At 74.1% G+C, this 23,282-nt stretch carries 26 protein-coding genes; 12 read left to right on the top strand and 14 right to left on the bottom strand.

Features of this window, described 5'->3' with window-relative positions:
- Positions 1-93: 93 nt before the first annotated feature.
- Positions 94-1,065, top strand: coding sequence for a hypothetical protein (locus O7606_RS23000; protein ID WP_281596097.1), 972 nt, complete (start codon positions 94-96; stop codon positions 1,063-1,065).
- Between the two features lie 360 nt (positions 1,066-1,425).
- Here O7606_RS23000 and O7606_RS23005 read toward each other — a convergent pair whose 3' ends face one another.
- Positions 1,426-2,754, bottom strand: a complete 1,329-nt coding sequence (locus tag O7606_RS23005; RefSeq protein ID WP_281596098.1) for an MFS transporter — start codon at positions 2,752-2,754, stop codon at positions 1,426-1,428.
- Between the two features lie 149 nt (positions 2,755-2,903).
- On the opposite strand from O7606_RS23005, the gene O7606_RS23010 reads away from it, so the two are divergent.
- On the top strand, positions 2,904-3,671 hold the full coding sequence (locus tag O7606_RS23010; RefSeq protein ID WP_281596099.1) for a phosphoglyceromutase: 768 nt from the start codon (positions 2,904-2,906) through the stop codon (positions 3,669-3,671).
- A 49-nt stretch (positions 3,672-3,720) separates the two neighbouring features.
- Here the strand turns inward: O7606_RS23010 and phoU are convergent, their stop codons facing one another.
- Positions 3,721-4,362, bottom strand: coding sequence for a phosphate signaling complex protein PhoU (gene phoU, locus O7606_RS23015; RefSeq protein ID WP_281596100.1), 642 nt, complete (start codon positions 4,360-4,362; stop codon positions 3,721-3,723).
- A 224-nt stretch (positions 4,363-4,586) separates the two neighbouring features.
- Here phoU and O7606_RS23020 point away from each other — a divergent pair, with 224 nt between their 5' ends.
- A complete protein-coding gene (locus O7606_RS23020) occupies positions 4,587-5,861 on the top strand; it encodes an ATP-binding protein (RefSeq protein WP_281599824.1) in 1,275 nt (424 codons plus the stop codon).
- Between the two features lie 23 nt (positions 5,862-5,884).
- On the top strand, positions 5,885-6,568 hold the full coding sequence (locus O7606_RS23025; RefSeq protein ID WP_281596101.1) for a response regulator transcription factor: 684 nt from the start codon (positions 5,885-5,887) through the stop codon (positions 6,566-6,568).
- 29 nt (positions 6,569-6,597) lie between these two features.
- Here the strand turns inward: O7606_RS23025 and O7606_RS23030 are convergent, their stop codons facing one another.
- From O7606_RS23030 to O7606_RS23040, 3 genes are read right to left on the bottom strand one after another with little or no spacing between them, the layout of a single operon-like run.
- Entirely contained in the window at positions 6,598-6,984 is a 387-nt protein-coding gene (locus O7606_RS23030) for a Fic family protein (RefSeq protein WP_281596102.1), read from the bottom strand.
- Positions 6,984-7,184 carry a hypothetical protein gene (locus O7606_RS23035; protein ID WP_281596103.1) on the bottom strand — a complete coding sequence of 67 codons (201 nt, stop codon included), beginning with the start codon at positions 7,182-7,184 and terminating at the stop codon, positions 6,984-6,986. Before O7606_RS23035 ends, O7606_RS23030 begins: the two co-directional genes overlap by 1 nt.
- A gap of 45 nt (positions 7,185-7,229) precedes the next feature.
- Positions 7,230-8,039, bottom strand: coding sequence for a hypothetical protein (locus O7606_RS23040; RefSeq protein ID WP_281596104.1), 810 nt, complete (start codon positions 8,037-8,039; stop codon positions 7,230-7,232).
- Between the two features lie 70 nt (positions 8,040-8,109).
- Here O7606_RS23040 and O7606_RS23045 point away from each other — a divergent pair, with 70 nt between their 5' ends.
- On the top strand, positions 8,110-9,054 hold the full coding sequence (locus O7606_RS23045) for a Ppx/GppA phosphatase family protein (RefSeq protein ID WP_281596105.1): 945 nt from the start codon (positions 8,110-8,112) through the stop codon (positions 9,052-9,054).
- A 79-nt stretch (positions 9,055-9,133) separates the two neighbouring features.
- Positions 9,134-9,940 carry a sugar phosphate isomerase/epimerase gene (locus O7606_RS23050; protein ID WP_281596106.1) on the top strand — a complete coding sequence of 269 codons (807 nt, stop codon included), beginning with the start codon at positions 9,134-9,136 and terminating at the stop codon, positions 9,938-9,940.
- Positions 9,941-9,947: 7 nt separating this feature from the next.
- Here O7606_RS23050 and O7606_RS23055 read toward each other — a convergent pair whose 3' ends face one another.
- From O7606_RS23055 to O7606_RS23065, 3 genes are read right to left on the bottom strand one after another with little or no spacing between them, the layout of a single operon-like run.
- Positions 9,948-10,499, bottom strand: coding sequence for a CGNR zinc finger domain-containing protein (locus tag O7606_RS23055; protein ID WP_281596107.1), 552 nt, complete (start codon positions 10,497-10,499; stop codon positions 9,948-9,950).
- On the bottom strand, positions 10,496-11,689 hold the full coding sequence (locus tag O7606_RS23060; RefSeq protein ID WP_281596108.1) for a glutathionylspermidine synthase family protein: 1,194 nt from the start codon (positions 11,687-11,689) through the stop codon (positions 10,496-10,498). Before O7606_RS23060 ends, O7606_RS23055 begins: the two co-directional genes overlap by 4 nt.
- A gap of 1 nt (position 11,690) precedes the next feature.
- Complete coding sequence (locus O7606_RS23065; RefSeq protein WP_281596109.1) at positions 11,691-12,116, bottom strand: hypothetical protein; 426 nt, start codon at positions 12,114-12,116, stop codon at positions 11,691-11,693.
- 109 nt (positions 12,117-12,225) lie between these two features.
- On the opposite strand from O7606_RS23065, the gene O7606_RS23070 reads away from it, so the two are divergent.
- Entirely contained in the window at positions 12,226-13,146 is a 921-nt protein-coding gene (locus tag O7606_RS23070) for a proline dehydrogenase family protein (protein ID WP_281596110.1), read from the top strand.
- 348 nt (positions 13,147-13,494) lie between these two features.
- Here the strand turns inward: O7606_RS23070 and O7606_RS23075 are convergent, their stop codons facing one another.
- Together O7606_RS23075 and O7606_RS23080 are read right to left on the bottom strand one after the other, a co-directional pair.
- Positions 13,495-13,980 (bottom strand): hypothetical protein, encoded by a 486-nt coding sequence (locus O7606_RS23075; protein WP_281596111.1) that lies wholly within the window; start codon positions 13,978-13,980, stop codon positions 13,495-13,497.
- Between the two features lie 5 nt (positions 13,981-13,985).
- Positions 13,986-14,336: a helix-turn-helix transcriptional regulator gene (locus tag O7606_RS23080; protein WP_281596112.1), complete on the bottom strand. Its 351-nt coding sequence runs from the start codon at positions 14,334-14,336 to the stop codon at positions 13,986-13,988.
- A gap of 83 nt (positions 14,337-14,419) precedes the next feature.
- Here O7606_RS23080 and O7606_RS23085 point away from each other — a divergent pair, with 83 nt between their 5' ends.
- The 5 genes from O7606_RS23085 to O7606_RS23105 all read left to right on the top strand — a co-directional run bounded on the left by O7606_RS23085 (position 14,420) and on the right by O7606_RS23105 (position 18,651).
- Positions 14,420-15,706, top strand: a complete 1,287-nt coding sequence (locus O7606_RS23085; RefSeq protein ID WP_281596113.1) for a hypothetical protein — start codon at positions 14,420-14,422, stop codon at positions 15,704-15,706.
- A gap of 167 nt (positions 15,707-15,873) precedes the next feature.
- Positions 15,874-16,083 (top strand): helix-turn-helix domain-containing protein, encoded by a 210-nt coding sequence (locus tag O7606_RS23090; protein ID WP_281596114.1) that lies wholly within the window; start codon positions 15,874-15,876, stop codon positions 16,081-16,083.
- Positions 16,084-16,387: 304 nt separating this feature from the next.
- Positions 16,388-16,489: an AURKAIP1/COX24 domain-containing protein gene (locus tag O7606_RS23095; protein WP_007465623.1), complete on the top strand. Its 102-nt coding sequence runs from the start codon at positions 16,388-16,390 to the stop codon at positions 16,487-16,489.
- A 117-nt stretch (positions 16,490-16,606) separates the two neighbouring features.
- Positions 16,607-17,680, top strand: coding sequence for an NAD-dependent epimerase/dehydratase family protein (locus O7606_RS23100; RefSeq protein ID WP_281596115.1), 1,074 nt, complete (start codon positions 16,607-16,609; stop codon positions 17,678-17,680).
- A gap of 68 nt (positions 17,681-17,748) precedes the next feature.
- The gene (locus O7606_RS23105) at positions 17,749-18,651 is read left to right on the top strand and encodes a lysophospholipid acyltransferase family protein (protein ID WP_281599826.1); all 903 of its coding nucleotides are present in this window, start codon (positions 17,749-17,751) and stop codon (positions 18,649-18,651) included.
- A 14-nt stretch (positions 18,652-18,665) separates the two neighbouring features.
- Here the strand turns inward: O7606_RS23105 and O7606_RS23110 are convergent, their stop codons facing one another.
- From O7606_RS23110 to O7606_RS23125, 4 genes are all read right to left on the bottom strand, one after another.
- Positions 18,666-19,823 (bottom strand): hypothetical protein, encoded by a 1,158-nt coding sequence (locus O7606_RS23110; protein WP_281596116.1) that lies wholly within the window; start codon positions 19,821-19,823, stop codon positions 18,666-18,668.
- Positions 19,820-20,689, bottom strand: a complete 870-nt coding sequence (locus tag O7606_RS23115) for an HAD-IB family hydrolase (RefSeq protein WP_281596117.1) — start codon at positions 20,687-20,689, stop codon at positions 19,820-19,822. The genes O7606_RS23110 and O7606_RS23115 overlap by 4 nt, the downstream gene beginning before the upstream one ends.
- A gap of 165 nt (positions 20,690-20,854) precedes the next feature.
- Positions 20,855-21,748, bottom strand: a complete 894-nt coding sequence (locus O7606_RS23120; RefSeq protein ID WP_281596118.1) for a DUF5667 domain-containing protein — start codon at positions 21,746-21,748, stop codon at positions 20,855-20,857.
- Positions 21,749-21,925: 177 nt separating this feature from the next.
- Positions 21,926-22,882 (bottom strand): ECF subfamily RNA polymerase sigma factor, BldN family, encoded by a 957-nt coding sequence (locus tag O7606_RS23125; protein WP_281596119.1) that lies wholly within the window; start codon positions 22,880-22,882, stop codon positions 21,926-21,928.
- Between the last annotated feature and the right edge of the window lie 400 nt (positions 22,883-23,282).

Raw genomic sequence — 23,282 nt, forward strand, 5'->3', positions numbered from 1 at the left:
GCGCTGGCCGTCTCTGGCCGGCGGCGCGGTGGCGGCGGTCGCCACCGGGTCCATCGCGCGCCGGGGACGGACTGTCGAGGAGCGTGAGGGTCCATGGCGCAACAGAGCAGCTCCGGTCGCGGCGGGACCGCGACCGCCACCAAGCGGCAGTCGGCGACGAAGCGGCAGTCGGCGGCCAGGCGTCCGGCGACGGCCGCGGCGAGGCGGTCGGCGGCCGGGCCGGCGACGAACCGGGCCGGGGCCGGCTCCCGCGCGGAGATCGCCGACCTGCGGGTGGACGAGATCCGTGGGCGGCTCCGGACGTACGGGGTGACCGGCGTATCCGGCATGCGTAAGCCGGAGCTGGTGCAGGAGCTGGTCCGGGCCGAGCGGCGTGGCGGCTCGGCGAAGCGCACCGCCGGTCCGACCGGCCGAGCCACCCCGGGTGGCGCGAAGAGGTCCACCTCCGGTGGCGCGAAGAGGTCCACCGCCTCGGCCGGCGTGAGAAGGTCCACCGCGTCGGCCGGCGTGAGAAGGTCCACCGCGTCGGCCGACGCGAAGAGGTCCACCGCGTCGGCCGACGCGAAGCCCACGGCCGGGCGCGGCGGGAGGAAGGCGATCGCCGGTCCGAAGGCCACTGCCGGCCCGAAAGCCACTGCCCGGGCGGCCACGAAGAGCGCCGCGAAGGCGGGCTCGCGGGCCGGCGCGGGTGGCGGTGTCCGTACCGGCGTCCGGTCGGCGCGGTCGGTGCGGTCGTCGCAACAGATCACGTCGCCGGCGGACCGGCCGGAGCGTCCGGGCCGCAGTCTGGTCACCACCAGTCACGAGGTGATCCAGCAGTGGGCGCGGGCCCGTCAGGCGAAGCCGGCGACGATCATCGGTACCGAGCGCGACGGCCGGGCCGGGGTGCTGACCTTCGACTTCCCGGGCTACCGGGAGAGTCGTCGGCTGCGCCAGATCACCTGGAACGAGTGGTTCCGGACCTTCGACGAGCGCCGGCTGAACCTGATCTACCAGGAGCAGCTGCGGGACGGCCGACCGAGCAACTTCTTCCGGACGGAGTCACCGGATCGGGAGGACGCCTGAGTCGTTTACCGGAAGGCGGGGCGGGTATGCCGAGGTTGTCAACGGTCGAGTCAGGTAACCGGCTGTGACTGGTGAGACAGTCCGATCCGGTTGTCTCCGGCACCCGGGCCAACTAGCTTTATTGCCCTACGCTGCGCTTGGAAACGTTCGGGGGAGCGGCGGATCGAACAGATCCGCGCACCAGGTGTGACGTAGGGGGCAGGTGGCGTACGCCGTTGGGGGACGGCGCCCACCTGTTGAACCGGCGGCGCGAGCGGGCGACGCTTACGGGGGTGAGTGTCGCCCGCCGCCGCCGGGTGCGATGTGGGCGTCCATCCCGACGGGGGTCGGGGTGGACGCCTTCGCCGTTCTCCGGGGTTGTCAGCGGCTGGCGGCGGGCTGGGCCGGCGCGGTGGCCGCCGCCTCCGCCGCTGCCGGGACGGGCGGCGTCAGGACGCTGGCCGGCTCTTTCACCAGCGCGCCCCGGCGGCGCAGCGCGTCGGCCCGACGTTCCCGGGCCGGCCCGGACAGCAGGTGCGCGACCGCCGTCACCCCGCCGATCGCGGCGCAGCCCAGCCAGAGCGCGGCGTTGCCGACCTCCTGCCGGACGAAGCCGCCGAGGATCGGCGCGGTGGCCCCGGCGACCTGCCAGGAGAGCGAGAAGACCCCCTGGTAGCGGCCGCGCAGCTCGGCCGGGGAGAGCTCGGCGATGAGCGTCGAGTTGGACGGGGAGTTGAGCATCTCGCCCATGGTCCAGATCAGCACGGTGAGCCCGTAGAACCAGGCCGCTCCGGCGAACGCGGTCAGACCGAAGCCGACGCCCATCACGAGCGCGGCGAGCGCCAGCACGTGTGACCGGCTGCGGCCCCGGATCAGCCGGGGGACGAAGAGCTGCCCGGCCACGATCAGCACGCCGTTGAGCGCGATCACCGACCCGTACGTGGTGGTGGAGAGGCCGTCCTCGCCCATGGCGATCGGCAGCATCGAGATGTGCTGCAGGAAGACCAGCGCGCTGAACAGGTTGAGCGCCACGAAGCCGAGGAAGACCCGGTCGGCGAGGATGGCGCGCAGGGCGCTGTGGGGCACGCCCGCGTCGGCGGTGGCCGGGGTCGGCGCGGTCGGCCGTCGGGTCTCCCGGACCTTGACGAAGATGATCAGCGCGGTGGTCAGCGTGGTGGCCGCGTCCACCACGAAGAGCAGCAGGTAGCCGACCTCGGCGGCCAGCCCGGCCAGCAGGGCCGCGCAGGCGAACCCCAGGTTGATCGCCCAGTAGTTCAGCGAGAAGGCGCGCAGCCGGTCCCGTTCCGGCACGACGTCGATCATCATCGCGCCGAACGCCGGCCGGGCGGCCTCGGCGAACAGGCCGAGCAGCAGCGCGCCGGCGGCGATCGCCCACAGCTCCCGCGCGAAGCCCAGGGTGAGCATCATGACGGCCGCGCCGACGTGCGCGGTGAGCAGCGTCGGGCGGCGGCCCCAGCGGTCGGTGAGCACCCCGCCGACGGTGGTGCCGACCGCGCCGCCGACGCCCCAGCCGCCGAGCACCAGGCCGGCCTGGAGCTCGGAGAAGCCGCGTTCCCTGGTCAGGTAGATGGCGAGGAAGACCAGCACGAACGAGCCGAGCCGGTTGATCAGGGTGCCGGTCCAGAGGTACCAGAAGGTGACCGGCAGGCCACCGGCTGTCTCCCGTAACCAACCCCGCATGCTCCGCACCGCGCGCCCCCGTTTCGTAATGACTGGTCGATCTTTCGCCGCTTACAACCTAGTGGCGCGCTCCTGACCAGGTCATCCGCTTTTCCACGTGGTGGTCGTCACCACCACCCGGCGCGTGTCCGGTCCGCCGTTGCGGCAGGATGATCCCCATGACTGCGAGCGAAGGGCCCACCGTCGGGACGCTGGTCCTGCTGCGGCACGGCGAGAGCGACTGGAACGCCAAGAACCTCTTCACCGGCTGGGTCGACGTCGACCTGACCGCCAAGGGCGAGGCCGAGGCACGCCGTGGCGGTGAGCTGCTGCGTGAGCACGACCTGCTGCCGGACGTGGTGCACACCAGCCTGCTGCGCCGGGCGATCCGCACCTCCGAGCTGGCGCTGCACGCCGCCGACCGGCACTGGATCGCGGCGCGTCGGTCGTGGCGGCTCAACGAGCGCCACTACGGCGCCCTGCAGGGCAAGGACAAGAAGCAGACCCTGAACGAGTACGGCGAGGAGCAGTTCATGCTCTGGCGCCGCTCGTACGACACCCCGCCGCCGCCGATCGCCGACGACGACGAGTGGTCGCAGGTCGGCGACCCCCGGTACGCGCTGCTGCCGACCGAGCTGATGCCGCGTACGGAGTGCCTGAAGGACGTCGTCGAGCGGATGCTGCCGTACTGGTACGACTCGATCGTGCCGGACGTCCTCGCCGGCCGGACGGTCCTGGTGGCGGCGCACGGGAACTCGCTGCGTGCCCTGGTCAAGCACCTGGACCAGATCTCCGACGCCGAGATCGCCAAGCTGAACATCCCGACCGGGATCCCGCTGCGGTACGACCTCGACCCGCAGCTCCGCCCGCTCACCCTGGGCGGCACCTACCTCGACCCGAACGCGGCCAGGGACGCCGCCGCCGCGGTCGCCAACCAGGGCCGCTGACGCCGCGCGGCGGAAGGGCCCGCCTGCTGGGGCCCTTCCGCCGGCCGGCTCAGGTGGTCTCGCCGGTGATCAGGTAGACGACGTGTTCGCCGGTGTTCACCGCGTGGTCGGCGAACCGCTCGTAGAAGCGGCCGAGCAGGGTGGCGTCGATGGCCGTCTCGACCCCGTACGGCCAGGCCTCGTCGAGCAGCACCGCGAACAGGCCGCGGTGCAGGTCGTCCATGGCGTCGTCGTCGGAGTCGAGTTCCGCGGCGACCTGCGCGTCCGGCGCGGCCAGCACCGAGGCGATCTTCCCGGCCATCCGGTCGGCGACGCCGGCCATGTCGGTGAAGATCGGCCGCAGCTCGGCCGGCACCGCCGGGGAGGGGTGCCGACGTAGCGCCGTCTTCGCCACGTGGTCGGCCAGGTCGCCCATCCGCTCCAGGTCGGCGGCGACGTGCAGGGCGGTGATCACGGTACGCAGGTCGGAGGCGACGGGGGCCTGCCGGGCCAGCAGCTCGCAGACCCGTTCCTCGACCTCCCGGTACTGCTCGTCGACCTCGGCGTCCCGGGCGATCACGGTCTCGGCGGCCCGTCGGTCGGCGGTGAGCAGCGCCCGGGTGGCCTGCCGCATGGCCTCCCGGACCCCGTCGGCCATCGTCACCAGCAGGTGGCTGACGGCCTGCAGGTCGGCCTGGAACTCGTCGCGCATCGTCACGTCCTGTTGTCCGGGTACGGCGGCGGCGGCCGGAGCCGGCCACCGGGTGCGCCGCCCACCGTAGAGGGAGTCGACGGGGCCCGGGTTAACGCCGGTGAACGGTGCTCGGCCAAGCGGTGAACTTTCCCGGAAGCGAGCGTGATTCGTCCCGTTCTGCGCGGTCACCAGGTGAACAATGACCCTACGATCGCCGGGTGAACTGGGCGGCGACGGTCGACGTGGTGGTGGTTCTGGTGGCCGGGGTGGCCGCCGGGCTGCTGCTCGCCTGGGCCGTCCGCCGTGGCCCGCGCCGGACCGACCGGTCCGGTTGGAGCAGGGGGAGGCCCGCGATAGCCGACGACCAGCAGGGCGGGCTCTCCGGGCTCGGCCGCAAGACGATCGACTCCCTCCGGGCCGGCGTGGTCGTGCTCGGTCCCGACGACGTGCCGGTGCTGGTCAACCCGGCCGCCCGCGCGATGGGCCTGCTCCGCACCGGCCCCGCGCCCGGCTCGATGGCCGCCCACCCGCTGATCCGCACCCTCGCCGGGCAGGTGCGGCGCACCGGCGTGCGCCGCGAGATCGAGCTGGACCTGCCCCGGGGCCGCGACAACGTCGGGCCGGACCCGCTCGGCGTGCACCTGCGGGCGATGGGCATCGGCGCGGGGTACGTGGCCGTCGAGGCGGCCGACGTGACCGAGTCGCACCGGCTCGCCCGGGTCCGCCGGGACTTCGTGGCCAACGTCAGCCACGAGCTGAAGACCCCGATCGGGGCGTTGCAACTGCTGGCCGAGGCGCTGCTGGACGCGACCGGGTCGGCGGGTCCGGCGGTCGACCCCTCCGGGGCCGCCGCGACGACCCTCTCCGAGGACGTGGTGGCCGCCCGGCGCTTCGCCGAGCGTATCCACCACGAGTCCACCCGGCTGGGTCGGCTGGTGCAGGAGTTGCTGGAGCTGACCCGCCTCCAGGGGGCGGAGCCGCAGCCCGCCCCGGAGCCGGTCGGGGTGGACTGGGTGCTCGCCGAGGTGGTCGACCGGACCCGCACCACGGCCGCCGCCCGGCGGGTCCGGATCGCCGTCGATGGCGCCGCCGGGCTGACCGTCCACGGCAACGACAACCAGATCGCCACGGCGGTGGCGAACCTGGTGGAGAACGCCATCATCTACTCGGGCGTGGACACCACCGTCACCGTCAGCGTGCGTAGTGACGACGACTTCGTCCAGATCGCGGTCACCGACCAGGGGATCGGCATCGCCCCCACCGACGTCGACCGGATCTTCGAACGTTTCTACCGGGCCGACCAGGCCCGCTCCCGGTCCACCGGCGGCACCGGGCTCGGCCTGGCCATCGTCAAGCACATCGCGAGCAACCATGGCGGACGCGTCGAGGTGTCCAGCACTCTTGGTGGCGGGTCGACGTTCACCCTCCGGCTGCCCGCCCGTCCGCCGGACGACCTGGCAGCGACACTCCAGTCCGCTGAGATCGAGGCCGGCCCGGCCGAGCTCCGGCAGGCTTGAACACCGCACCGAAAGGAACCCCGTTGAGCCGCGTTCTGGTGGTAGAGGACGAGGAGTCGTTCTCCGACGCCCTCTCGTACATGCTCCGCAAGGAGGGCTTCGAGGTCTCCGTCGCTCCGACCGGCACCTCCGCTCTCACCGAGTTCGACCGGACCGGCGCGGACATCGTCCTGCTCGACCTGATGCTGCCCGAGATGTCCGGCACCGAGGTGTGCCGGCAGCTCCGTCAGCGGTCGCACGTCCCGATCATCATGGTCACCGCCCGGGACAGCGAGATCGACAAGGTGGTCGGCCTGGAGATCGGGGCGGACGACTACGTGACCAAGCCGTACTCCCCGCGTGAGCTGGTCGCCCGGATCCGGGCGGTGCTGCGGCGGCAGAGCGTCGAGGCGGTCGAGGTCGGCGGGGCGACGCTGGCCGCCGGGCCGGTCCGGATGGACATCGAACGGCACGTGGTGACCGTCGACGGCGCCCCGGTGCAGCTTCCGCTGAAGGAGTTCGAGCTGCTGGAGCTGCTGCTGCGCAACGCGGGTCGGGTGCTCACCCGGGGCCAGTTGATCGACCGGGTCTGGGGCGCGGACTACGTCGGCGACACCAAGACCCTGGACGTGCACGTCAAGCGGCTGCGCTCCAAGATCGAGCCGGAGCCGTCCGCGCCCCGCTTCATCGTCACCGTGCGCGGCCTGGGCTACAAGTTCGAGCCGTGACCGGGCCGGGCCGGGCCCCCGGGGCCCGGTCAGAACACCTTACGGAGCAGGTCCGCGATCCGGTCGACCTCGGTGACCTGCCCCTCGGCCACCGCGATCACCAGATCGTACGCCGCGTCCTGGTCCGCGTCGGCGAGCTGGCTCGCGGTGAGCGCGGCGTTGCGGCGTAGGAAGGCCACCGCGACGATCCAGCCCATGCGCTTGTTGCCGTCCAGAAACGGATGGTTGCCCACCAGGGAATGCAGCAGGGCCGCAGCCTTGGTCCAGGTGTCCGGGTAGGCGGCCTGGCCGAAGACACTGGTCTGGGGCCGGGCCAGGGCGGACTCGATCAGCCCGGCGTCGCGGATCCGAAGCCCGAGCTTGTCGGCCAGCCGGGCCACGTCGGCCAATGTCGGGTAGTAGAGCTTCTCGGTCACTACTCGGCCAGCCTGGCCAGCAGCGTGGCGTGCCGTTCGACGATCTCGTCAGTGAGATCGGCGAACTGCCTCGCGTCACGTCGGGCCAGATAGTCGTCGATGGCCGTGACCACGACCGCGTGCATGGCGCGGCCCTCGTCTTCGGCCACCAAACGGAGCTTGGCCTCGCGTTCCCCGTCCAGCCTCAGTGTCATCGCCATGACCGGGATGATAGCAGTCGTGCTATCAAGATCAATGAATTCTGGTCAGGAGGGGCTGGCGGGGTGGGGGGCGATCAGGCCCTGCCGCTGCCGGGCCGCGCACAGCTCGGCGAGCTTCGCGTACGCCTGCTCGCCGACCAGCGCGGTCAGCTCCGGGGCGTACGACAGGTACATCGGCTCGCCGCCGACGTGCGCCTCCGGCGACGAGGTGCACCACCAGGACAGGTCGTGCCCGCCCGCGCCCCAGCCCCGGCGGTCGAACTCCGCCAGCGTCGACACCAGCACCTGGGTGTCGTCCGGCCGCTTGCGCCACTCCTGGTCCCGCCGGACCGGCAACTGCCAGCAGACGTCGGGTTTGTACTCCAGCGGGTGCGCCCCGTCCCGCAGCGCCTGGGCGTGCAGCGCGCAGCCGCCCCCGCCGGGGAAGTCCGCGTCGTTGAGGAAGACGCAGGGGCCGTCGGCGGTCCGGGTGGCCGTCCGGCGGGCCGGCTTCCTGCCGTCCACGGTGTCCAGCTCGGTCCAGTTCTTGAAGCCCCGGCGGTGGTGCTGCCAGGTCTGCGGGGTGAGCCGCTGCGCGGCGGCCCGGACCCGCTTCTCGTCGTCGGCGTCGGTGAAGAACGCCCCGTGCGAGCAGCAGCCGTCGGCGGCCCGGCCGGCGACGATGCCGTGGCAGCCCCGGCCGAAGACACACGTCCAGCGGGACAGCAGCCAGGTCAGGTCGGCCCGGACCACGTGCTTGTCGTCGGCCGGGTCGACGAACTCGATCCACTCGCGGGGGAAGTCCAGTCCGACCTCCCGGCCGCGCGGGTCCGCCGGATCGTCCACCAGCCCTCGGATCTCCACCGGAACGCTCATTCGGCCAGCGTACGCGGGCCGCGGCCGACAGGCAGCGGGACCGGAAGCGTCAACCACTATGGTCTTTCCCATGCGCCTGGGAGTGCTCGACGTCGGTTCCAACACCGTGCACCTGCTGGTGGTGGACGCCCATCACGGGGCGCACCCGTGGCCGGCGCACTCCGAGAAGGCCGTCCTGCGGCTGGCCGAGCAGATCGGCCCGGACGGCGCGCTGACCCGGGCCGGCGCGGACGGCCTGGTCGAGGCGGTCGGCGCGGCCCGGCAGGCGGCGGTCCGACTGGGCGCCGACGACCTGATCGCGTTCGCCACCTCGGCGGTCCGGGACGCCACCAACGCCGCCGAGGTGCTGGGTCGGGTCCGCGCCGAGACCGGCGTACGGCTGGAGGTGCTGGCCGGGGCGGACGAGGCCCGGTTGACCTTCCTCGCGGTGCGCCGCTGGTTCGGCTGGTCCGCCGGCCGACTGCTGGTGCTGGACATCGGCGGCGGCTCGCTGGAGGTCGCGGCCGGCATCGACGAGTACCCGGAGGCGGCGGTGTCGCTGCCGTTGGGGGCCGGCCGGCTGACCCGGGACCGGCTCGGCGTCGACCCGACCAGCGCGACGCCGCCGACGCCCGAGCGCGTCGACGAGCTGCGGGAGTACGTCGACGCGTTGCTCGATCCGGTGGTGGAGCAGGTGGCCGGGGTGGGCTGGGAGCGGCCGGTGGCCACCTCGAAGACGTTCCGCACCCTGGCCCGGCTGGCCGGGGCGGCCCCCTCCGGCGCCGGCCTGTGGGCGCCGCGTCGGCTGACCCGTACCGGGCTGCGGCAGGTGTTGAGCTTCATCCGGCACATTCCGCCCGCCCAGCTCGCCGCCCTGGAGGGGGTCAGCGTCGGGCGGTCGCACCAGCTCCTGGCCGGGGCGGTGGTGGCCGAGGCGGCGCTGCGCCGGCTGGACGTCGAGTCGTTGGACATCTGCCCGTGGGCGCTGCGGGAGGGGCTCATCCTCCGCCGGCTGGACCAGATCGGCCCGAGCTGAGTCTTCCGACCAGGGCGGTACGGGCGGTTTGCGACTGCTCGTCACGATGCTCTCGTCGGCGCGGGCTACCCTGGTCGGTGTGACTTCCCGCGTCCCCGTGCTCCTCTCCAGCTCCTCGGTCTTCCCCGAGCCCACCGCGGCGGCCTTCCAGCTCGCCGCCGCCCTCGGCTACGACGGCGTAGAGGTGATGGTCTGGACGGACGCCGTCAGCCAGGACGCCGGCGCGCTGCGCGGCCTCACCGAGCACTACGGCGTGCCGGTGCTCTCCGTGCACGCGCCCTGCCTGCTGGTCACCCAGCGGGTGTGGAGCCCCGACCCGTGGGAGCGGCTGCGGAAGGCCGCCGAGCTGGCCGAGGAGCTCGAAGCCCCGACCGTCGTCGTCCACCCGCCCTTCACCTGGCAGCGCGACTACGCCCGGCGTTTCGCCGACGGCATGGCGGAGATCGGCCGGCGGCACGGCGGGCTGGACTTCGCGGTGGAGAACATGTACCCGGTACGGATGGCCGGCCGGCAGTTCGTGCCGTACTTCCCGGGGTGGGATCCGACCGACACCGGCTACGACGCGTACACGCTCGACCTGTCGCACTGCGCCGCCGCGCACTCCGACGCCCTCGCCATGGCCGACCGGATGGCCGACCGGCTGGCCCACGTGCACCTCGGTGACGGCACCGGCGAGGGACGCGACGAGCACCTGGTGCCGGGCCGGGGCACCCAGCCCTGCGGCGAGCTGCTCTCCTCGCTGGCCGGTCGGGGCTTCACCGGCTCGGTGGCGGTGGAGGTGGCGACCCGGGGCGCGGGCAGCCGCGCGGAGCGCGAGGCGGACCTGCGCGCCGCGCTGGACTTCGCCCGGCAGCACCTGGGCGCGCCGTCCCCGATCGACGTCTGAGCGCGGGTCAGCTCACCGGGGTGAGCGGCTGCTCGGTGCCGGCGGCCCGCTTACGGGCCCGGTGCGCGGCCACGTGCGACCGGGTGGCGCACCGCTCCGAGCAGAACCGGCGGCAACAGTTGGACGACGTGTCCAGGTAGACGTTGCCGCACCGGTCGTCGGCGCACACCCCGAACCGGGCGCTGCCGTACTCGCAGAGCCACACCGACAGCCCCCACACCGCGCCGGCCAGGTAGTCCACCGCCACGGACGCGCCCCGGCTGGCCGGGTGCATGTGCCAGTCGCTGGAGTCGTGCCCGGAGATGTGCGGGTGCACCGGGTACGCCTCCAGCAGGGCGTTCAGCTCGGCCACCGCCTCGGCGTCCCGGCCGGAGGTGCCGTACTCGAAGACGTCCCGGAGACGTTTCTGGGCCCGCCGGAAGATCGCCAGATCCCGTTCGGCCACCTCGTCGTGGAGGTACGCGTTCTCGCCGGGCAGCAGGGAGCGGAGGGCGTCGAGGTCGTCCAGACGGGCGTTGACGAGGTCAACCCCGTTCCGGGCGTACGCGTCGAAGTTCACACCCCAACGGTAGACGACTCGGCAGCGCGCGGCGCATCGATGTAGTGGGGCAGGAACCGGGCGTATCCGTCGGTGATCAGCCCCGGGCTCTCCCGTACCCCCGCCCCGGCCGACTCGCCGTCGACGGTCCAGCTACCCAGCACCACCCGGTTGCCGGCGAACTCGGGCAGCGCCCGGAACTCCTGGTAACACCAGCCCTCGTCGCCGTATATGCCCGGGTTGGCGACCTCCGTGCCGCCGGCGGTCACGATCCGGACCGAGCCGCCCTCCCGGCCCAGCAGCGGCTTCACCACGTACTCGGGCAGGTCCCGGGGGCCGTCCAGGTACGCCGGCAGCAGCAGCTCGTGCCCGGGGTACAGCTCCCACAGCACGGCGAGCAGCGCCTTGTTCGACAGCAGCAGCTTCCAGGCCGGCTCGATCCAGGTCGTCGGGGTGCCCGGCGCCAACGCCAGCCGACCGTACGGCTCGGCCAGCATCCACTCCCACGGGTACAGCTTGAAGCAGGTGGTGATCGGCCGGTTCGCGCCGTCGACGAAGCGGCGACCGTCCCAGCCGACGTCCTGGATCGCCATCAGCTCGGCCGTCAGCCCGGCCTGCCGGGCGCACTCGGCCAGGTAACCGGCGGTCATCTGGTCCTCGGCGGAGACCTCCTCCTCCCGGGACCAGGCCACGTGCACGGCCGGCTCGTGCAGGCCCCGACCGATCCGGTGCCAGGCGGCGACCAGCCGCTCGTGCAGGCTGTTCCACTGGTCCAGGTCGGGGTGGGTGTCCTCCAGCCAGAACCACTGCACGATGCCGGCCTCGACCAGCGAGGTCGGGGTGTCGGCGTTGTACTCCAGCAGCTTCGGCGGCCACGTGCCGTCGTACCAGAGGTCGAACCGGCCGTAGAGGGTGGGCGGCTGCTCGCGCAGCGACCGGGCCACCGCCTCGGCCGCCCACCCGGGGATGCCGAAGTCCGCGTACCGGTCGCGGGCCACCACGTGCTCGGCGGCGGCCACCGACATCCGGTGCAGCTCCTCGGTGGCCTCCTCCAGGCGGAGCACCTCGTCCAGGGTGAAGGCGTAGGCGGCGGTCTCGTCCCAGTACGACATGACGCCGCCGTCGGGCAGCTCGGTGTCGACGTAGACCAGGCCCTGCTCGCGTACCGTCGGGTGCCAGTCGTCGCGGGGGGTCTGTGTGGTCCGGCGCACCTCAGCCGCCGCAGGACGCGAGGTGGGTGCCGAAGCCGCCCCGTTCCGGCACGGCCGTCGACACCGGCTCCGGCGCGCCCCGCCCGCCGCCGCCGACCGTCCGGGCGGTCAGCACGCCGGACGCGGCCGACCCGGCCAACCCGCCGGAGCCGGCCAACCCGCCCGACCCGGCCACCACGCCCGACCCGGTCAGGACAGCGGCGCCGGTCGCCGCCGCCGGGTCGCGTGGCGCCGCCGGGTCGCGTGGCGCCGCCGGGTCGCGTGGCGCCGCCGCCACCGTGCCGCCGCCGCCCAACGGGCCGAGCGCGCAGTCGTCATCGTCGTCGTCGCCGGTCAGGTTGCAGCCGGACAGGGCGAGCGCGAGAGCGGTCAGCGCGCCGAGCTGCACGGTGGCCGACCGCAGCCGGCGAGGGGTGCTTCGTTCCACGGGGATCGTTGTAGTACACCGCCGCCACCGTCCGGAAGGGGCCCCGCCGACGTGCTGCGCCCTCGGCGCTGGCGGGCGTGGGGCGGGACGCTGGCGTTACGCTCAGCTCATGCTCCGTACGGTCATTCTCGCCGCCGCCCGGTCATCCCGGGTCGAGCGGCTCGTCGAGACGGCCCCCTACACCCGGGACGTCGTCCGCCGGTTCGTCGCCGGCACCGGCACCGCCGACGCGTTGCGCGCGACCCGCGAGCTCGTCGCCGAGGGCCTCAGGGTCACCCTCGACCACCTGGGAGAGGACACCGTCACCCCCGAGCAGGCCGACGCCACCCGCGAGGAGTACCTCGCCGTGCTGGGGGCGCTGCGTGCCGCCGGGCTCACCCCGGCCGCCGAGGTGAGCGTCAAGCTCTCCGCCCTCGGGCAGCGGTTCGACGAGCAGCTCGCCTACGACAACGCACGCGCCATCTGCGTCGCCGCCGACGCCGCCGGCACCACGGTCACCCTGGACATGGAGGACCACACCACCACCGACTCGACCCTGGACATCCTCACCAAGCTCCGCGAGGACCATCCGGCCACGGGCGCGGTGCTCCAGGCGTACCTGCGGCGTACCGAGGCGGACTGCCGGGACCTCGCCACCGCCGGCTCGCGGGTCCGGCTGTGCAAGGGCGCGTACCGGGAGCCGGAGTCGGTGGCGTACCAGTCCGCCCGGGACGTGGACCGGTCCTACGTGCGTTGTCTGAACGTGCTGATGGCCGGCGCGGGTTACCCGATGCTGGCCACCCACGATCCGCGGCTGATCACCATCGGCGAGGACCGGGCGCGGTGGTTCGACCGGGGCCCGGACGGTTTCGAGTTCCAGATGCTCTACGGCGTCCGGCCGCAGGAGCAGGCCCGGCTCGTCGCCGCCGGCCACACCGTCCGCACCTACGTCCCGTACGGCGACCAGTGGTACGGCTACCTGATGCGGCGGCTCGCCGAGCGCCCGACGAACGTCGTCTTCTTCGGCCGGGCCCTGGTCTCCCGAGGGTGAGCCGGCTGCTGTGCCGGGGTGAGCGGGATCAGCCGCCCGGGGGTCAGCCGACTGCGCTGCCGGGCGGGGACGGGCCGGCGGAGACCCCTTGTCCGCCGGCCCGTCCGCGCCGGGCGGCCAGCCCGGCGTCCGGCCGGCGCGGGCCGCCCCGATCCACCGCCCCCGTTTCCCGGTGGATTGGGGCCGGGCCAGCGCCCGACCGGTGCCTGCGCCGCGCCGGTCGGCGCGGCTGCCACCAAAACGCTACCTAGCTAGAGATTTGCCGGTCCAGGCGCCCGGCCCGGATTCTCCTGTCGCCAATGTGACCCGGCCTCGGGCTTGACCACCCGCGCGGCGGGACCCTGTCGCTCAGCGCGGGATCCGGCGGACCGTGCGCAGGACGACCGCCAGCACCACCGCCGCCCGCAGGCACTGGGCCGCCTCGGCGACCGCCCGGCGCCCTGACGCGTCCGGATCGAGCAGGGCGTCACGGGTCAACCCACGCCACTCCTCGACGTAACGCTCCCGGGCGGAGGCGGGCAGCAACCGGCCCGCCCCGGTGACGATCCCCAGGGCGACCCGGTCGCCGGGGGAGCGGACGCCGGCACGGTGCCGGCTCCGGCCGTCCCGCTCGCGGAGGAAACCGTTGAGCCGCAGGAGAGCCACCCCCGTGCCGACCGCCCCGACGCTGCTGACGCCGTCGGCGAGGCGCATCGGCGACTCCGCCTCCGCCAGCAGGATCAGGGCGCACACCAGCCCCAGCGCGACGCCGAGGAGCCCCACCGCGTCGGTGGCCACGACCACCACGTAACCGCACTGCCGCGCGAGCGCGCCGGCCCGAGCCCTGACGTCCACCGGGATCACCCCGCCCGCCGGAGACCGGGACGCGGACGGAGCGCGGGCGGGGCGGCGACCCGGGCCTCGCCGGCGCGGGCCGTGACCGCCGCGCGGGCCACCCGCGCGCCGTCCCCGGTGAGCCGGTAGTACCGGCGGCGGGGGCGGCCCTGGTCCTCGTGCTCGGTCGGGTCCTCCCAGAAACTCGCCACCCATCCGGCCAGCTCCAGCCGGGCCAGGATCGGGTGCAGCGTCCCGGTCTTGAGCTTCGTCTCCCGGGCGATGTCCCGCCCGTACCGGGGCACGGCCGGCGCGGTGAGGAGCAGACGTAACACCTCGACCGTCTGCGGGGTGAGCCGGGGGCCGCTACTAGCCATGCCTCGGAGTCTAGGTACGCCGGCCCGGCGGGCCATCCGGCGAGATCGGCAGGATCCCCAGCCGAATGTCGTACTCTCCGGCCGTGGAGGACGAGCGGCGCGAACCGCGACCGCGCCGGCGGTGGCCGCTGTGGACGGCGCTCGCCGTGGTGGTCGCGCTGGTGGGATGCCTGCTGCCGGCGGCGCTGGTGGTCGCGGTGGTCCGCACGCCCCCGCAGCGGCCCGCCGACGGTCGCCCGGCCGGCCCGGACCGCTCCCCGTCCGCCGCCCCCGCCGCCCGGCTGGCCACGGCCATCGGTGACCGGCTCGACCAGCAGGCCGGCGCGCTGCTGCGCGGCGACCGGCCCGCTTTCCTCGCGGACGTCGACCGGTCCGCCACGGCCGACCTCACCCGGCAGTTCACCGCGCTGCGTGCGCTACGGGTGGCGGTGTGGCGGGCCGAGCCGAGCGGTGCGCCGTCCCCGACGCCCGGGCAGCCGGGCCAGTGGCGACAACTGGTGACCTACCGGTACTGCTTCGTCGAGCCCGCCTGCACCCCCAGCCCGGTGCTGGTCGGCACCCGGTGGCGGGAGGCGGCCGGTGGGCCCCGGCTGGTCGCGGTGGAGCCCTCGACGTCCGCGCGCACCGGCACCCGCCCCTGGGAGGTCGACGAGTTGACCGTCACCGTGGGGCGGCGGACCCTGGTGGCGACCACCCCCGAGCTGCGCGGACGACTGCCCGGGCTGCTCGCCGACGCCGAGGCCGCCGCGGCGGTCGCCGACCGGTACGTCGTCGACGGCGAGCGTCCCGACAGGTACCGGATCTTCTACGCCGGCCGGGAGGAGTGGCGACGCTGGTACGGCGGCGGCCGGCCGGCGTGGTCCGGCGGGTACGTGGTGACGGTCGGCGGTGGACATCACGAGGTGGTGCTCAACGCCGACGCGCTGCGTGCAGGCGGCGTCGGTGACCTGCTCCGGCACGAGCTGACCCACGCGGCCTCCCTGCCCGCCGGCGGCTGGCCCGGTCAGGAGAGCTGGTGGCTGGTGGAGGGCCTCGCCGAGCTGGCCGGCGCGGGGGACCGCCCGACCGTCGGGTACTCCGGACTGGACCAGGTACGACGGCTGCTCACAGCCGGCTGGGACGGCCGGCTGGACGACCTCGCCCCGGCCGACGACGCCTCCCCCGACCAGGTCGCGGCCAGCTACGGGATCGGCTACCTGGCCGTGCGGCACCTGCTCGACCGGTATGGGGAGCAGCGGCTGCTGGCCTTCTTCCGGGAGGTGGTGCACGACCGCCGGCCGGTGGCGGAGGCCGCCCCGGAGATCCTCGGCGTGCCCTGGCCGACCCTGCGGGACGACTGCGTGGCCCACGTCCGCGCCACGGCCGGCTGAACCAGCCCCCGGTAGCGCGCCTGACCAGGGCTGTGGCGAGATCAAGTGCACGAAGGGATCGCGCCGTTCACAGCCGTCCCGTTACCGTACTGGTAACACGCGCGTTGCCTGCCCGACGGGACGATCCGTCCGGCGGCCGCGCCGGGGCAGGGATGGGGCGGTGGGCCATGGTCGGGTCACAGTCCGACGGTCGGTTGTCGGAGGTCAGGTTCCTCACCGTCGCCGAGGTGGCGGCGGTCATGCGGGTGTCGAAGATGACTGTCTACCGGCTCGTGCACAGCGGTGAGCTCACCGCTGTCCGGGTCGGCCGGTCGTTCCGGGTGCCCGAACACGCGGTCCACGATTACCTGCGCGGGGCGTTCTCCGAAACCGCGTGACCCGGAGTCGGCGGGCGTGCGGACGGCCGGCGGGCCGGGTGGCCGCGCTCGACCACCGCCGACCAGCCCGCCACGGAGGGTGACGGGCTGGTCGGCGGCGACCGGTCGGGAGGGGACGGAACGGGCATCGACGGGGGCGCGTTGGTCCTGCTGATGCTCTCCGGCTACCCTGGTCCAGACCGTGACCACCCGGCGGTGCGCCGCGACGCCCACCAGCGAGGTCAGGTCCGTTGTCCGCAAGCGGTCCCCGGCGCCGCCCCGGCGCGTCCGGTCCGCCCCGCACGTTGCATCGAAAGGCTTTCGTATGGGCTCGGTGGTCAAGAAGCGCCGCAAGCGCATGGCTAAGAAGAAGCACCGCAAGCTGCTGCGCAAGACCCGCGTCCAGCGTCGCCGTCTCGGCAAGTGACCGCGGGCCGGGCCTGACCCGGCGCCGGTCACCTGCCTTCTGTCGACCCTCGGAGGCTCAGGTGAGAAAGCCGTGGACGTCCCGGCTCGATCCGGCCTGCCGAGCAGGGTGCGCGACATGACCCCCGGTGGCGCCTCGGGCGCTCCGGGGGTCGTCGTCGTGACCGGGGTCAGCCGGCACCTCGGCGCGCACGTCGCCGCCCGGCTCGCCACCGACCCACGGATCGAACGGGTCATCGGGGTGGACCCGCCCGCCGCCGGGGCCGAGTTCACCGACCTGCTGGACCGGGTCGAACGGGTCCGGGTCGACGCGGGGTCGCTCGGCGGCCTGCTGGCCGACCTGTCGGTCGACGCGGTGGTGCACCTCGCCCTGGTCAGCGCGCCCGACCGGCAGCACGGCGGCCGGGCCGCCATGAAGGAACAGAACGTCATCGGCACCATGCAGCTCCTGGCCGCCTGCCAGCGCGCGCCCCGGCTGCGCAAGGTGGTCGTCCGGTCCTCCACCGCCGCGTACGGGGTCTCCTTCCGCGACCCGGCGGTGTTCACCGAGGAGACCGAGCCGCGCGAGGTGCCGCGCGGCGGCTTCGGACGGGACATCCTCGACATCGAGGGGTACGTGCGGGGGTTCCGGCGTCGCCGGCCCGACGTGACCGCCACCGTGCTGCGCTTCGCCCCGTTCATCGGCTCCACCGCCGACACCACCCTCACCCGCTACTTCCGCGCGCCGGTGGTGCCCACCGTGCTCGGCCGTGACCCCCGGTTGCAGTTCCTGCACATCGACGACGCGTTGGAGGTGCTGCACCGGTCGATCGTGGCGGACCACCCGGGCACCTACAACGTCGCCGGCCCCGGGGTGCTGTCACTGTCCCAGGCGATCCGCCGGGCCGGCCGGATCGAGGCGCCCGTGCTGGAGCCGGGCCTGTCCGGGGCGGTGTCGCTGGCCCGCACCCTCGGCTACGGCCGGCTCGGGCTCGACCAGGTGGACCTCTTCGTCCACGGCCGGGTGGTGGACACCAGCCGGCTGATCCAGGAGTACGGCTTCACCCCGCGTACCACGGCCGCCGCCTTCGACGACTTCCTCCGCGCCCACCAGCGGGGCGCGGTGCTGACCCGGGATCGGCTGGCCGCCACCGAGCAGGCCATCCTCGCCGGGATCCGGCAGGTCCGCGCGGCCGCCCGGGAGCAGTCGTGACCCGCCCCGACGGCGCCCGGCGGGACGTGCCGGCGGGCCGGCCGTTCCAGCCGCCGGCCGCCGACGATCTGGCCCGGCCGGCCCGACGCAACGGGCGTCACCACGGCTCCGCCGTACCCGACCGGCCGGTCGACAAGTGGGACCGGCGGGTCGCCGACGCGCTGGCCTTCGTACGCCGCCGGCTGGCCGGCGAGTACGAGATCGACGAGTTCGGGTTCGACCCGGAGCTGACCGAGGCGGTGTTCCACCCGGTCCTGCGGCTGCTCTACCGCGACTGGTTCCGTACCGAGATCACCGGCCTGGAGCACGTGCCCGCCGAGGGGCCGGCCCTGGTGGTCGGCAACCACTCCGGCACGGTCGCCCTGGACGCGCTGATCCTCTCCGCCGCCCTGCACGACCGGCACCCGGCCCGCCGCTTCCTCCGGCTGCTCGGCGCGGACCTGGTCTTCCGGATGCCGGTGGTCTCCGAGGTGGCCCGCAAGTCCGGCGGCACGGTGGCCTGCAACCCGGACGCCGAGCGGCTGATGCGGGCCGGTGAGCTGGTCGGCGTCTGGCCCGAGGGGTTCAAGGGCATCGGCAAGCTCTACTCCGACAGGTACAAACTCCAGCGCTTCGGCCGGGGCGGGTTCGTCTCGGCGGCGCTGCGCACCGGCACGCCGATCGTCCCGGTGGCGGTCGTCGGCGCGGAGGAGACGTACCCGATGCTCGCCGACATCAAGCCGCTGGCCCGGCTGCTCAAACTGCCGTACTTCCCGGTCACGCCGACCTTCCCGTGGCTCGGGCCGCTGGGTCTGGTGCCGCTGCCCAGCAAGTGGCTCATCGAGTTCTGCCCGCCGATCCCCACCGCGCACCTGACCGACGCGGCGGACGACCCGCTCGTCGTGTTCAACCTCGCCGACCAGGTCCGGGAGACCATCCAGCAGACCCTCCACCAGCTCCTGGAACGCCGGCCGGACCCGTTCGGCCCCTGACCGGCGCGCCGGGCTCAGGTCAGGCTGCCCAGGTCCAGGGTGTGCCAGGCGGTCACCTCGGGCGTGCCGGTCGACCACCACAGCACGTCGCCCCGGCAGAGCACCAACCCCACCCCGTCGGCCACGGTCACCGCCCGCCGTCGGGTGACGTCCCACAGCCGGAGCTGCTGCCCGCCGCCGGTCACGCCGCCCGGCCCGGTGCGCAGCAGCACCTCGAACCGGTCGCGTACCGCCACGTCGATCAGGGCGGCGCTGCCGTCCGGCCCGGCCACCCGGTGCCGGTCCCGGCCGTCCGCCCGGACCAGGTCGATCCGGCCCGGCCCGGCCCCGGCGGGCACCAGCGCCCGGCACCACGTCGGGCCACAGGTGAGCAGCTCCGCCGGGCCGGCGGACACCCGCCGTTCGACGCCGTCGGTCAGGCTGCGCAGGGTGACCGGGCCGGCCGCGCCGGCGCCCACGCTGACCAGCCACGGCCACGTCGACAGCGCCCACCCGCCGGGCACGGCGCGTACGTCGACCGGGCCGCCGGCCAACGCCACCGAACGCACCTCGGTGGCCGGGGCGTCGCTGTCGGGCGCGGCGACCCACCACAGCCGGCCCGCCTCGATCAGCATGTCGTGCCGCGAGTTGAAGAAGAGCACGTCACCCGGGTCCGAGGTGAGTCGGCGGGCCGGTCGCCCCGACCCCGGGTTCACCGTCCACAACTCGGTGCGGCCCCGACCGTCCCGACCGGTGGTGGTCTCCGCCCAGGCGACGTCGGCGCCGGCGACGGCGAGGCCGGCGTACTGCGGCGCGCCGTCCGCCGGCAGCCGGCGCAGCTCCCGCGGCGTGCCGTCGGCGGCGCGCAGCAGCAACCGCAACGACCGGCCGTCGGGGCTGGGCGCGGTGCCGAGCGAGGTGACCGCGTCGAGGAACCAGACCGGGCTGTACGCCGTACCGTCGGCGAGCCGGGCGGGCAGGGCGCCCCGTACCGCCCGTGGCCACTCCTGCTCGACCCGGCGCTCCGGTCCGGGCCGCCCGGCCGGGTCGACCGGTCGGCTGTCGACCTCCGGCAGGGTGACCAGCGCGCTGCCGGCGGCGACCGCCACGGCGAGCCCGACGAGCCGGGAGCGGGACGCCGGGCCGGCGCGCCCCGGCCACCCGGCCGCCCACCAGCGCCGTCCCGGGCTCACTGGGCTGCCTGTCGGCGGCGGCGCACCGCCATCCCGGCGCTGACCGCGCCGGCCAGCAGCCCGGCGGCGGCGGTCGACGGCACCGCGATCCGGGCCGCCCGGCGGCCGGTACGGAAGTCATGGACCTCCCAGCCCCGTTCCCGGGCGGCGCGCAGCAGCAGGGCGTCCGGGTTGACCGCGACCGCCCGCCCGACCGCGTCGAGCATCGGCAGGTCGTTGACGGAGTCGCTGTAGGCGACGCAGCGGCGCAGGTCCAGCCCTTCCACCTCGGCGAGCTGGCTGACCGCCTCGGCCTTGGCCGGGCCGTGCATCAGGTCGCCCACCAGCCGGCCGGTGTACGCGCCGTCGACGATCTCGGCGACCGTGCCGATCGCCCCGGTCAGGCCGAGCCGGGCGGCGATCACCCGACCGATCTCCACCGGGGCGGCGCTGACCAACCAGACCTGGGCGCCGTCGACGAGGTGTCGCAGGGCCAACCGGCGGGTCCCGGCCCAGATCCGGGGCGCCATCAGCTCGTCGAAGATCTCCTCGGTGAGCCGTTCCACATCGTCCACCCGCCAACCCTCGACGAAGGCGAGCGCGGCCTCCCTGGCGTGCGACATGTCACCGGCGTGCTCGGTGGCGAGCAACCGGAACCGGAGCTGCTGCCAGGCGAAACGGGCCAGGTCACCGGTGGTGACGTACCGGCGGGCGGCGAGCCCCCGGGCGAACCAGTAGAGCGACGCGCCCTGCATCATGGTGTTGTCCACGTCGAAGAAGGCCGCCGCGCCCGGATCGGCCACCGGGGGCGGTCGGTCGGTGTCGGCCCACCCTGCGGTGTGACCGTGGGCATCCGTGCTGACGGTCACCTTCCGGGTCCGGGCCACACAGCGCTCCCTCCGCTCGACGCTCAGCCGGCGCGGTCGGTCCGAGGCGCGGTCGGTCCGAGGCGCGGTTGGTCCGGTGTGCCCGCCACCCGCGAGACTAGCCGGGGAACCTGTGGTGGCTCGCAGTCATGCGGGAACCGGCGGCTGTTGTCGGGGTTACCCCGGTCAGCGACAGGAGCCGGGAACCGGACCGAGGGAGTCGGTCCGGCCGGTTGCCGGGATGCCGCAGGGCAGGTTGGTCCGGAGCGTCGCGGAGCGGCGACCGGCAGCGTCGAGCAGCAGCAGGGACTGCCGGGTGCGGTCACGTTCGGCGCGGGACGCGCCGTCGGCCAGGGCGGCCACCGCGCGTCGTTGGCCGTCGAGAAAGGCGTCCACGGCGTCCAGCCCGGCCGGGTCGGACCGGTGCGCCGTCGCGGTGGTGAGCAGCCGGACGCCGTGGCGGGTGTCCTCGTCCATGTCGTCGAGGACGGCGGCGAACGCGAACCGGTCGCCCCGGACGGCGGTCGCTTCGACGAGCCGGGTGCGGGCGAAGTCCAGGAAGAGCTGCCCACGGCTGAGGTCGGAGCTGGCCAGCGCGAGCTGGGCGCGCTCGGCGGAACGTTTCATCCCGTAGAGGGCGTCACCCGGGATGGCGTTCTCGCTCGCCGCCGAGATGCCCGAGACCGCGACCGCGCCGGCGGTGATCCCGGCCAGGATGGCGCACCGGGCCCGGGCCCGACGGGCGGTGGCCGATGCGGCCAGCAGGTTGCGTGGGATCAGCCCGCCGGCCACCCGTCGGCCGGTCGCGCCGACCGGGTCACGGAGGGCCGCGTCGCCGGTCGGGACGCCGACGCCCTCGCGCTCGGCGGTCGCCATCAACGTGGCGCGCAGGTCGGCCCGGAAGCCCGGCCTCGGTTCGGCCGCCGGAGCGGCCGTCCCGAGCTGTTGGCCGAGGGCGACCAGCGCGCCGAGCTGGTCGTCGGCCCGGGAACGCACATGGTGTCGCCGGCCGCCGTTGGCCTCGTCGAGCAGTTGGGCGAATCGCTCGGCGTGCCGACGGGAGAAGAGTTCACTGTCCACCGCAGGCATCTCCTCTCGCTGCTCACGGCCGTCTGGCCGCTGTCCGGAGCGGACACCGGTCGCACCCGGAGAAACGGTCCGTGCCTGGCGATGGTTACGGCCCGGAGACCGACGAAATGAATTGCAGTGACAGGCGTCGCTGTCCTTGGGGTCGCCGGCCGCTGCGGAGGCGTCGGATCAGGGCTGGAAGCCGTCGGGCAGCAGGCGGGCCAGGGCGCGGACGGCACGGTACTGGAGAGCCTTGATGGCCCCTTCGTTCTTGCCCATCGCCCGGGCCGTCTCGGCCACCGAGAAGCCCTGCAGGAAACGCAGCACGATGCACTCCTGCTGCTCCGGGTTGAGCTGCTTGACGGCGGTGAGCAGAGCCACGTTCGTGACGTGCTCGACCACGGCCGCCTCCGGGCTGCCCTCGGGACCGCGGTCCTCACGGTCGGCGTCCAGCACGTCGCCCGTGGTCACCTCCAGCCGGTACCGGCCGGACTTGAAGTGGTCGGCCACCAGGTTGCGGGCGATGGTCACCAACCATGCCCCGAGGTCCCGCCCCTGCCAGGTGAAACTGCCGATCCGCTTGAGCGCGCGCAGGAACGTGTCGGAGGTGAGGTCCTCGGCGAGCTGCCGGTTGCCGACGCGGAAGTACACGAACCGGAAGACCGTGTCGACGTACCGGTCGTAGAGCAGGCCGAACGCCTCGGTCTCGCCGGCCTGGGCGCGCTCGACGAGCGTCCACACCTCGGTCGCCGGGTCGGACGGGTCCGGGCGGCTCGGCTGGTTGGCCGGGACGGCGGTCGCCTCGGTGGCCGGGACCACCGGCATGACGGCGGTCTCGGCGCTGGCCGGATCGACGGCGGGGACCCCGTCACCGGAGCGGCGGCCCGGCTCCGGCCCGACCCCCGACCCGGAGCGCGAGGGCTGGGCCGGCATGCTCGGCCGGGCCGACACCGCGACCCGGCCGCCGGCGGGCCTGGCGTTGCCGTTTCCCGGCGCGGCCGGGCGGGGCGGCGGATCGTTCGGGTGCGGCCGGCCACGAGCCCGTCTGGACGCGTCGTCGTCCCGCGCCCCGGCGCCCCACGGGTCGTCGGGGCGACGCGGCGGGGCCGTCCCCGACGAATGCTCCGCGTAACCGAACGTGGTCATCGAGCCTCCCGGCAGCCGAAGGTCACCGGACGGTCGGCGCGTGGACGGGCCGCGGGGGCGACGCCGCCCCCGATCCGGGCGGTTGACGCTGCTCCGGGGTGCGCCGAACGATGGCGGACCCCGGTGAGGTGCTGGTCCAATGCGGTCACAGGCACGGCGGCCTCCTCGGGCTGAGGGGTGTCGACTCACGGCAAAATGGGGCGAGCCGACCCGAGTGATGATAGGGCCAACGTCACCCCTGTGTGGCAAGTCCGTTTACACAGAGCGGAAGTATTTCCCGGTGCGTCACCCGAATGCCGGACGGCTTGTCCGTCGGTGCGGTTTGACTTTTAGCGGAGCCAATGATTCATGAAAGAATTGCAGGTAAGACGGCGTGACGTCGGGATTCCGTCGAGCCGGA

The organism is Micromonospora sp. WMMD882, from assembly GCF_027497255.1.
Taxonomy (GTDB): Bacteria; Actinomycetota; Actinomycetes; order Mycobacteriales; family Micromonosporaceae; genus Micromonospora.

Coding starts and splice junctions, on each gene's coding strand:
- O7606_RS23000 (WP_281596097.1), top strand. CDS start 94: ATGGCGCAACAGAGCAGCTCCGGTCGCGGCGGGACCGCGACCGCCACC.
- O7606_RS23010 (WP_281596099.1), top strand. CDS start 2,904: ATGACTGCGAGCGAAGGGCCCACCGTCGGGACGCTGGTCCTGCTGCGG.
- phoU (WP_281596100.1), bottom strand. CDS start 4,362: ATGCGCGACGAGTTCCAGGCCGACCTGCAGGCCGTCAGCCACCTGCTG.
- O7606_RS23035 (WP_281596103.1), bottom strand. CDS start 7,184: ATGGCGATGACACTGAGGCTGGACGGGGAACGCGAGGCCAAGCTCCGT.
- O7606_RS23040 (WP_281596104.1), bottom strand. CDS start 8,039: ATGAGCGTTCCGGTGGAGATCCGAGGGCTGGTGGACGATCCGGCGGAC.
- O7606_RS23045 (WP_281596105.1), top strand. CDS start 8,110: ATGCGCCTGGGAGTGCTCGACGTCGGTTCCAACACCGTGCACCTGCTG.
- O7606_RS23070 (WP_281596110.1), top strand. CDS start 12,226: ATGCTCCGTACGGTCATTCTCGCCGCCGCCCGGTCATCCCGGGTCGAG.
- O7606_RS23080 (WP_281596112.1), bottom strand. CDS start 14,336: ATGGCTAGTAGCGGCCCCCGGCTCACCCCGCAGACGGTCGAGGTGTTA.
- O7606_RS23090 (WP_281596114.1), top strand. CDS start 15,874: ATGGTCGGGTCACAGTCCGACGGTCGGTTGTCGGAGGTCAGGTTCCTC.
- O7606_RS23095 (WP_007465623.1), top strand. CDS start 16,388: ATGGGCTCGGTGGTCAAGAAGCGCCGCAAGCGCATGGCTAAGAAGAAG.
- O7606_RS23100 (WP_281596115.1), top strand. CDS start 16,607: ATGACCCCCGGTGGCGCCTCGGGCGCTCCGGGGGTCGTCGTCGTGACC.
- O7606_RS23125 (WP_281596119.1), bottom strand. CDS start 22,882: ATGACCACGTTCGGTTACGCGGAGCATTCGTCGGGGACGGCCCCGCCG.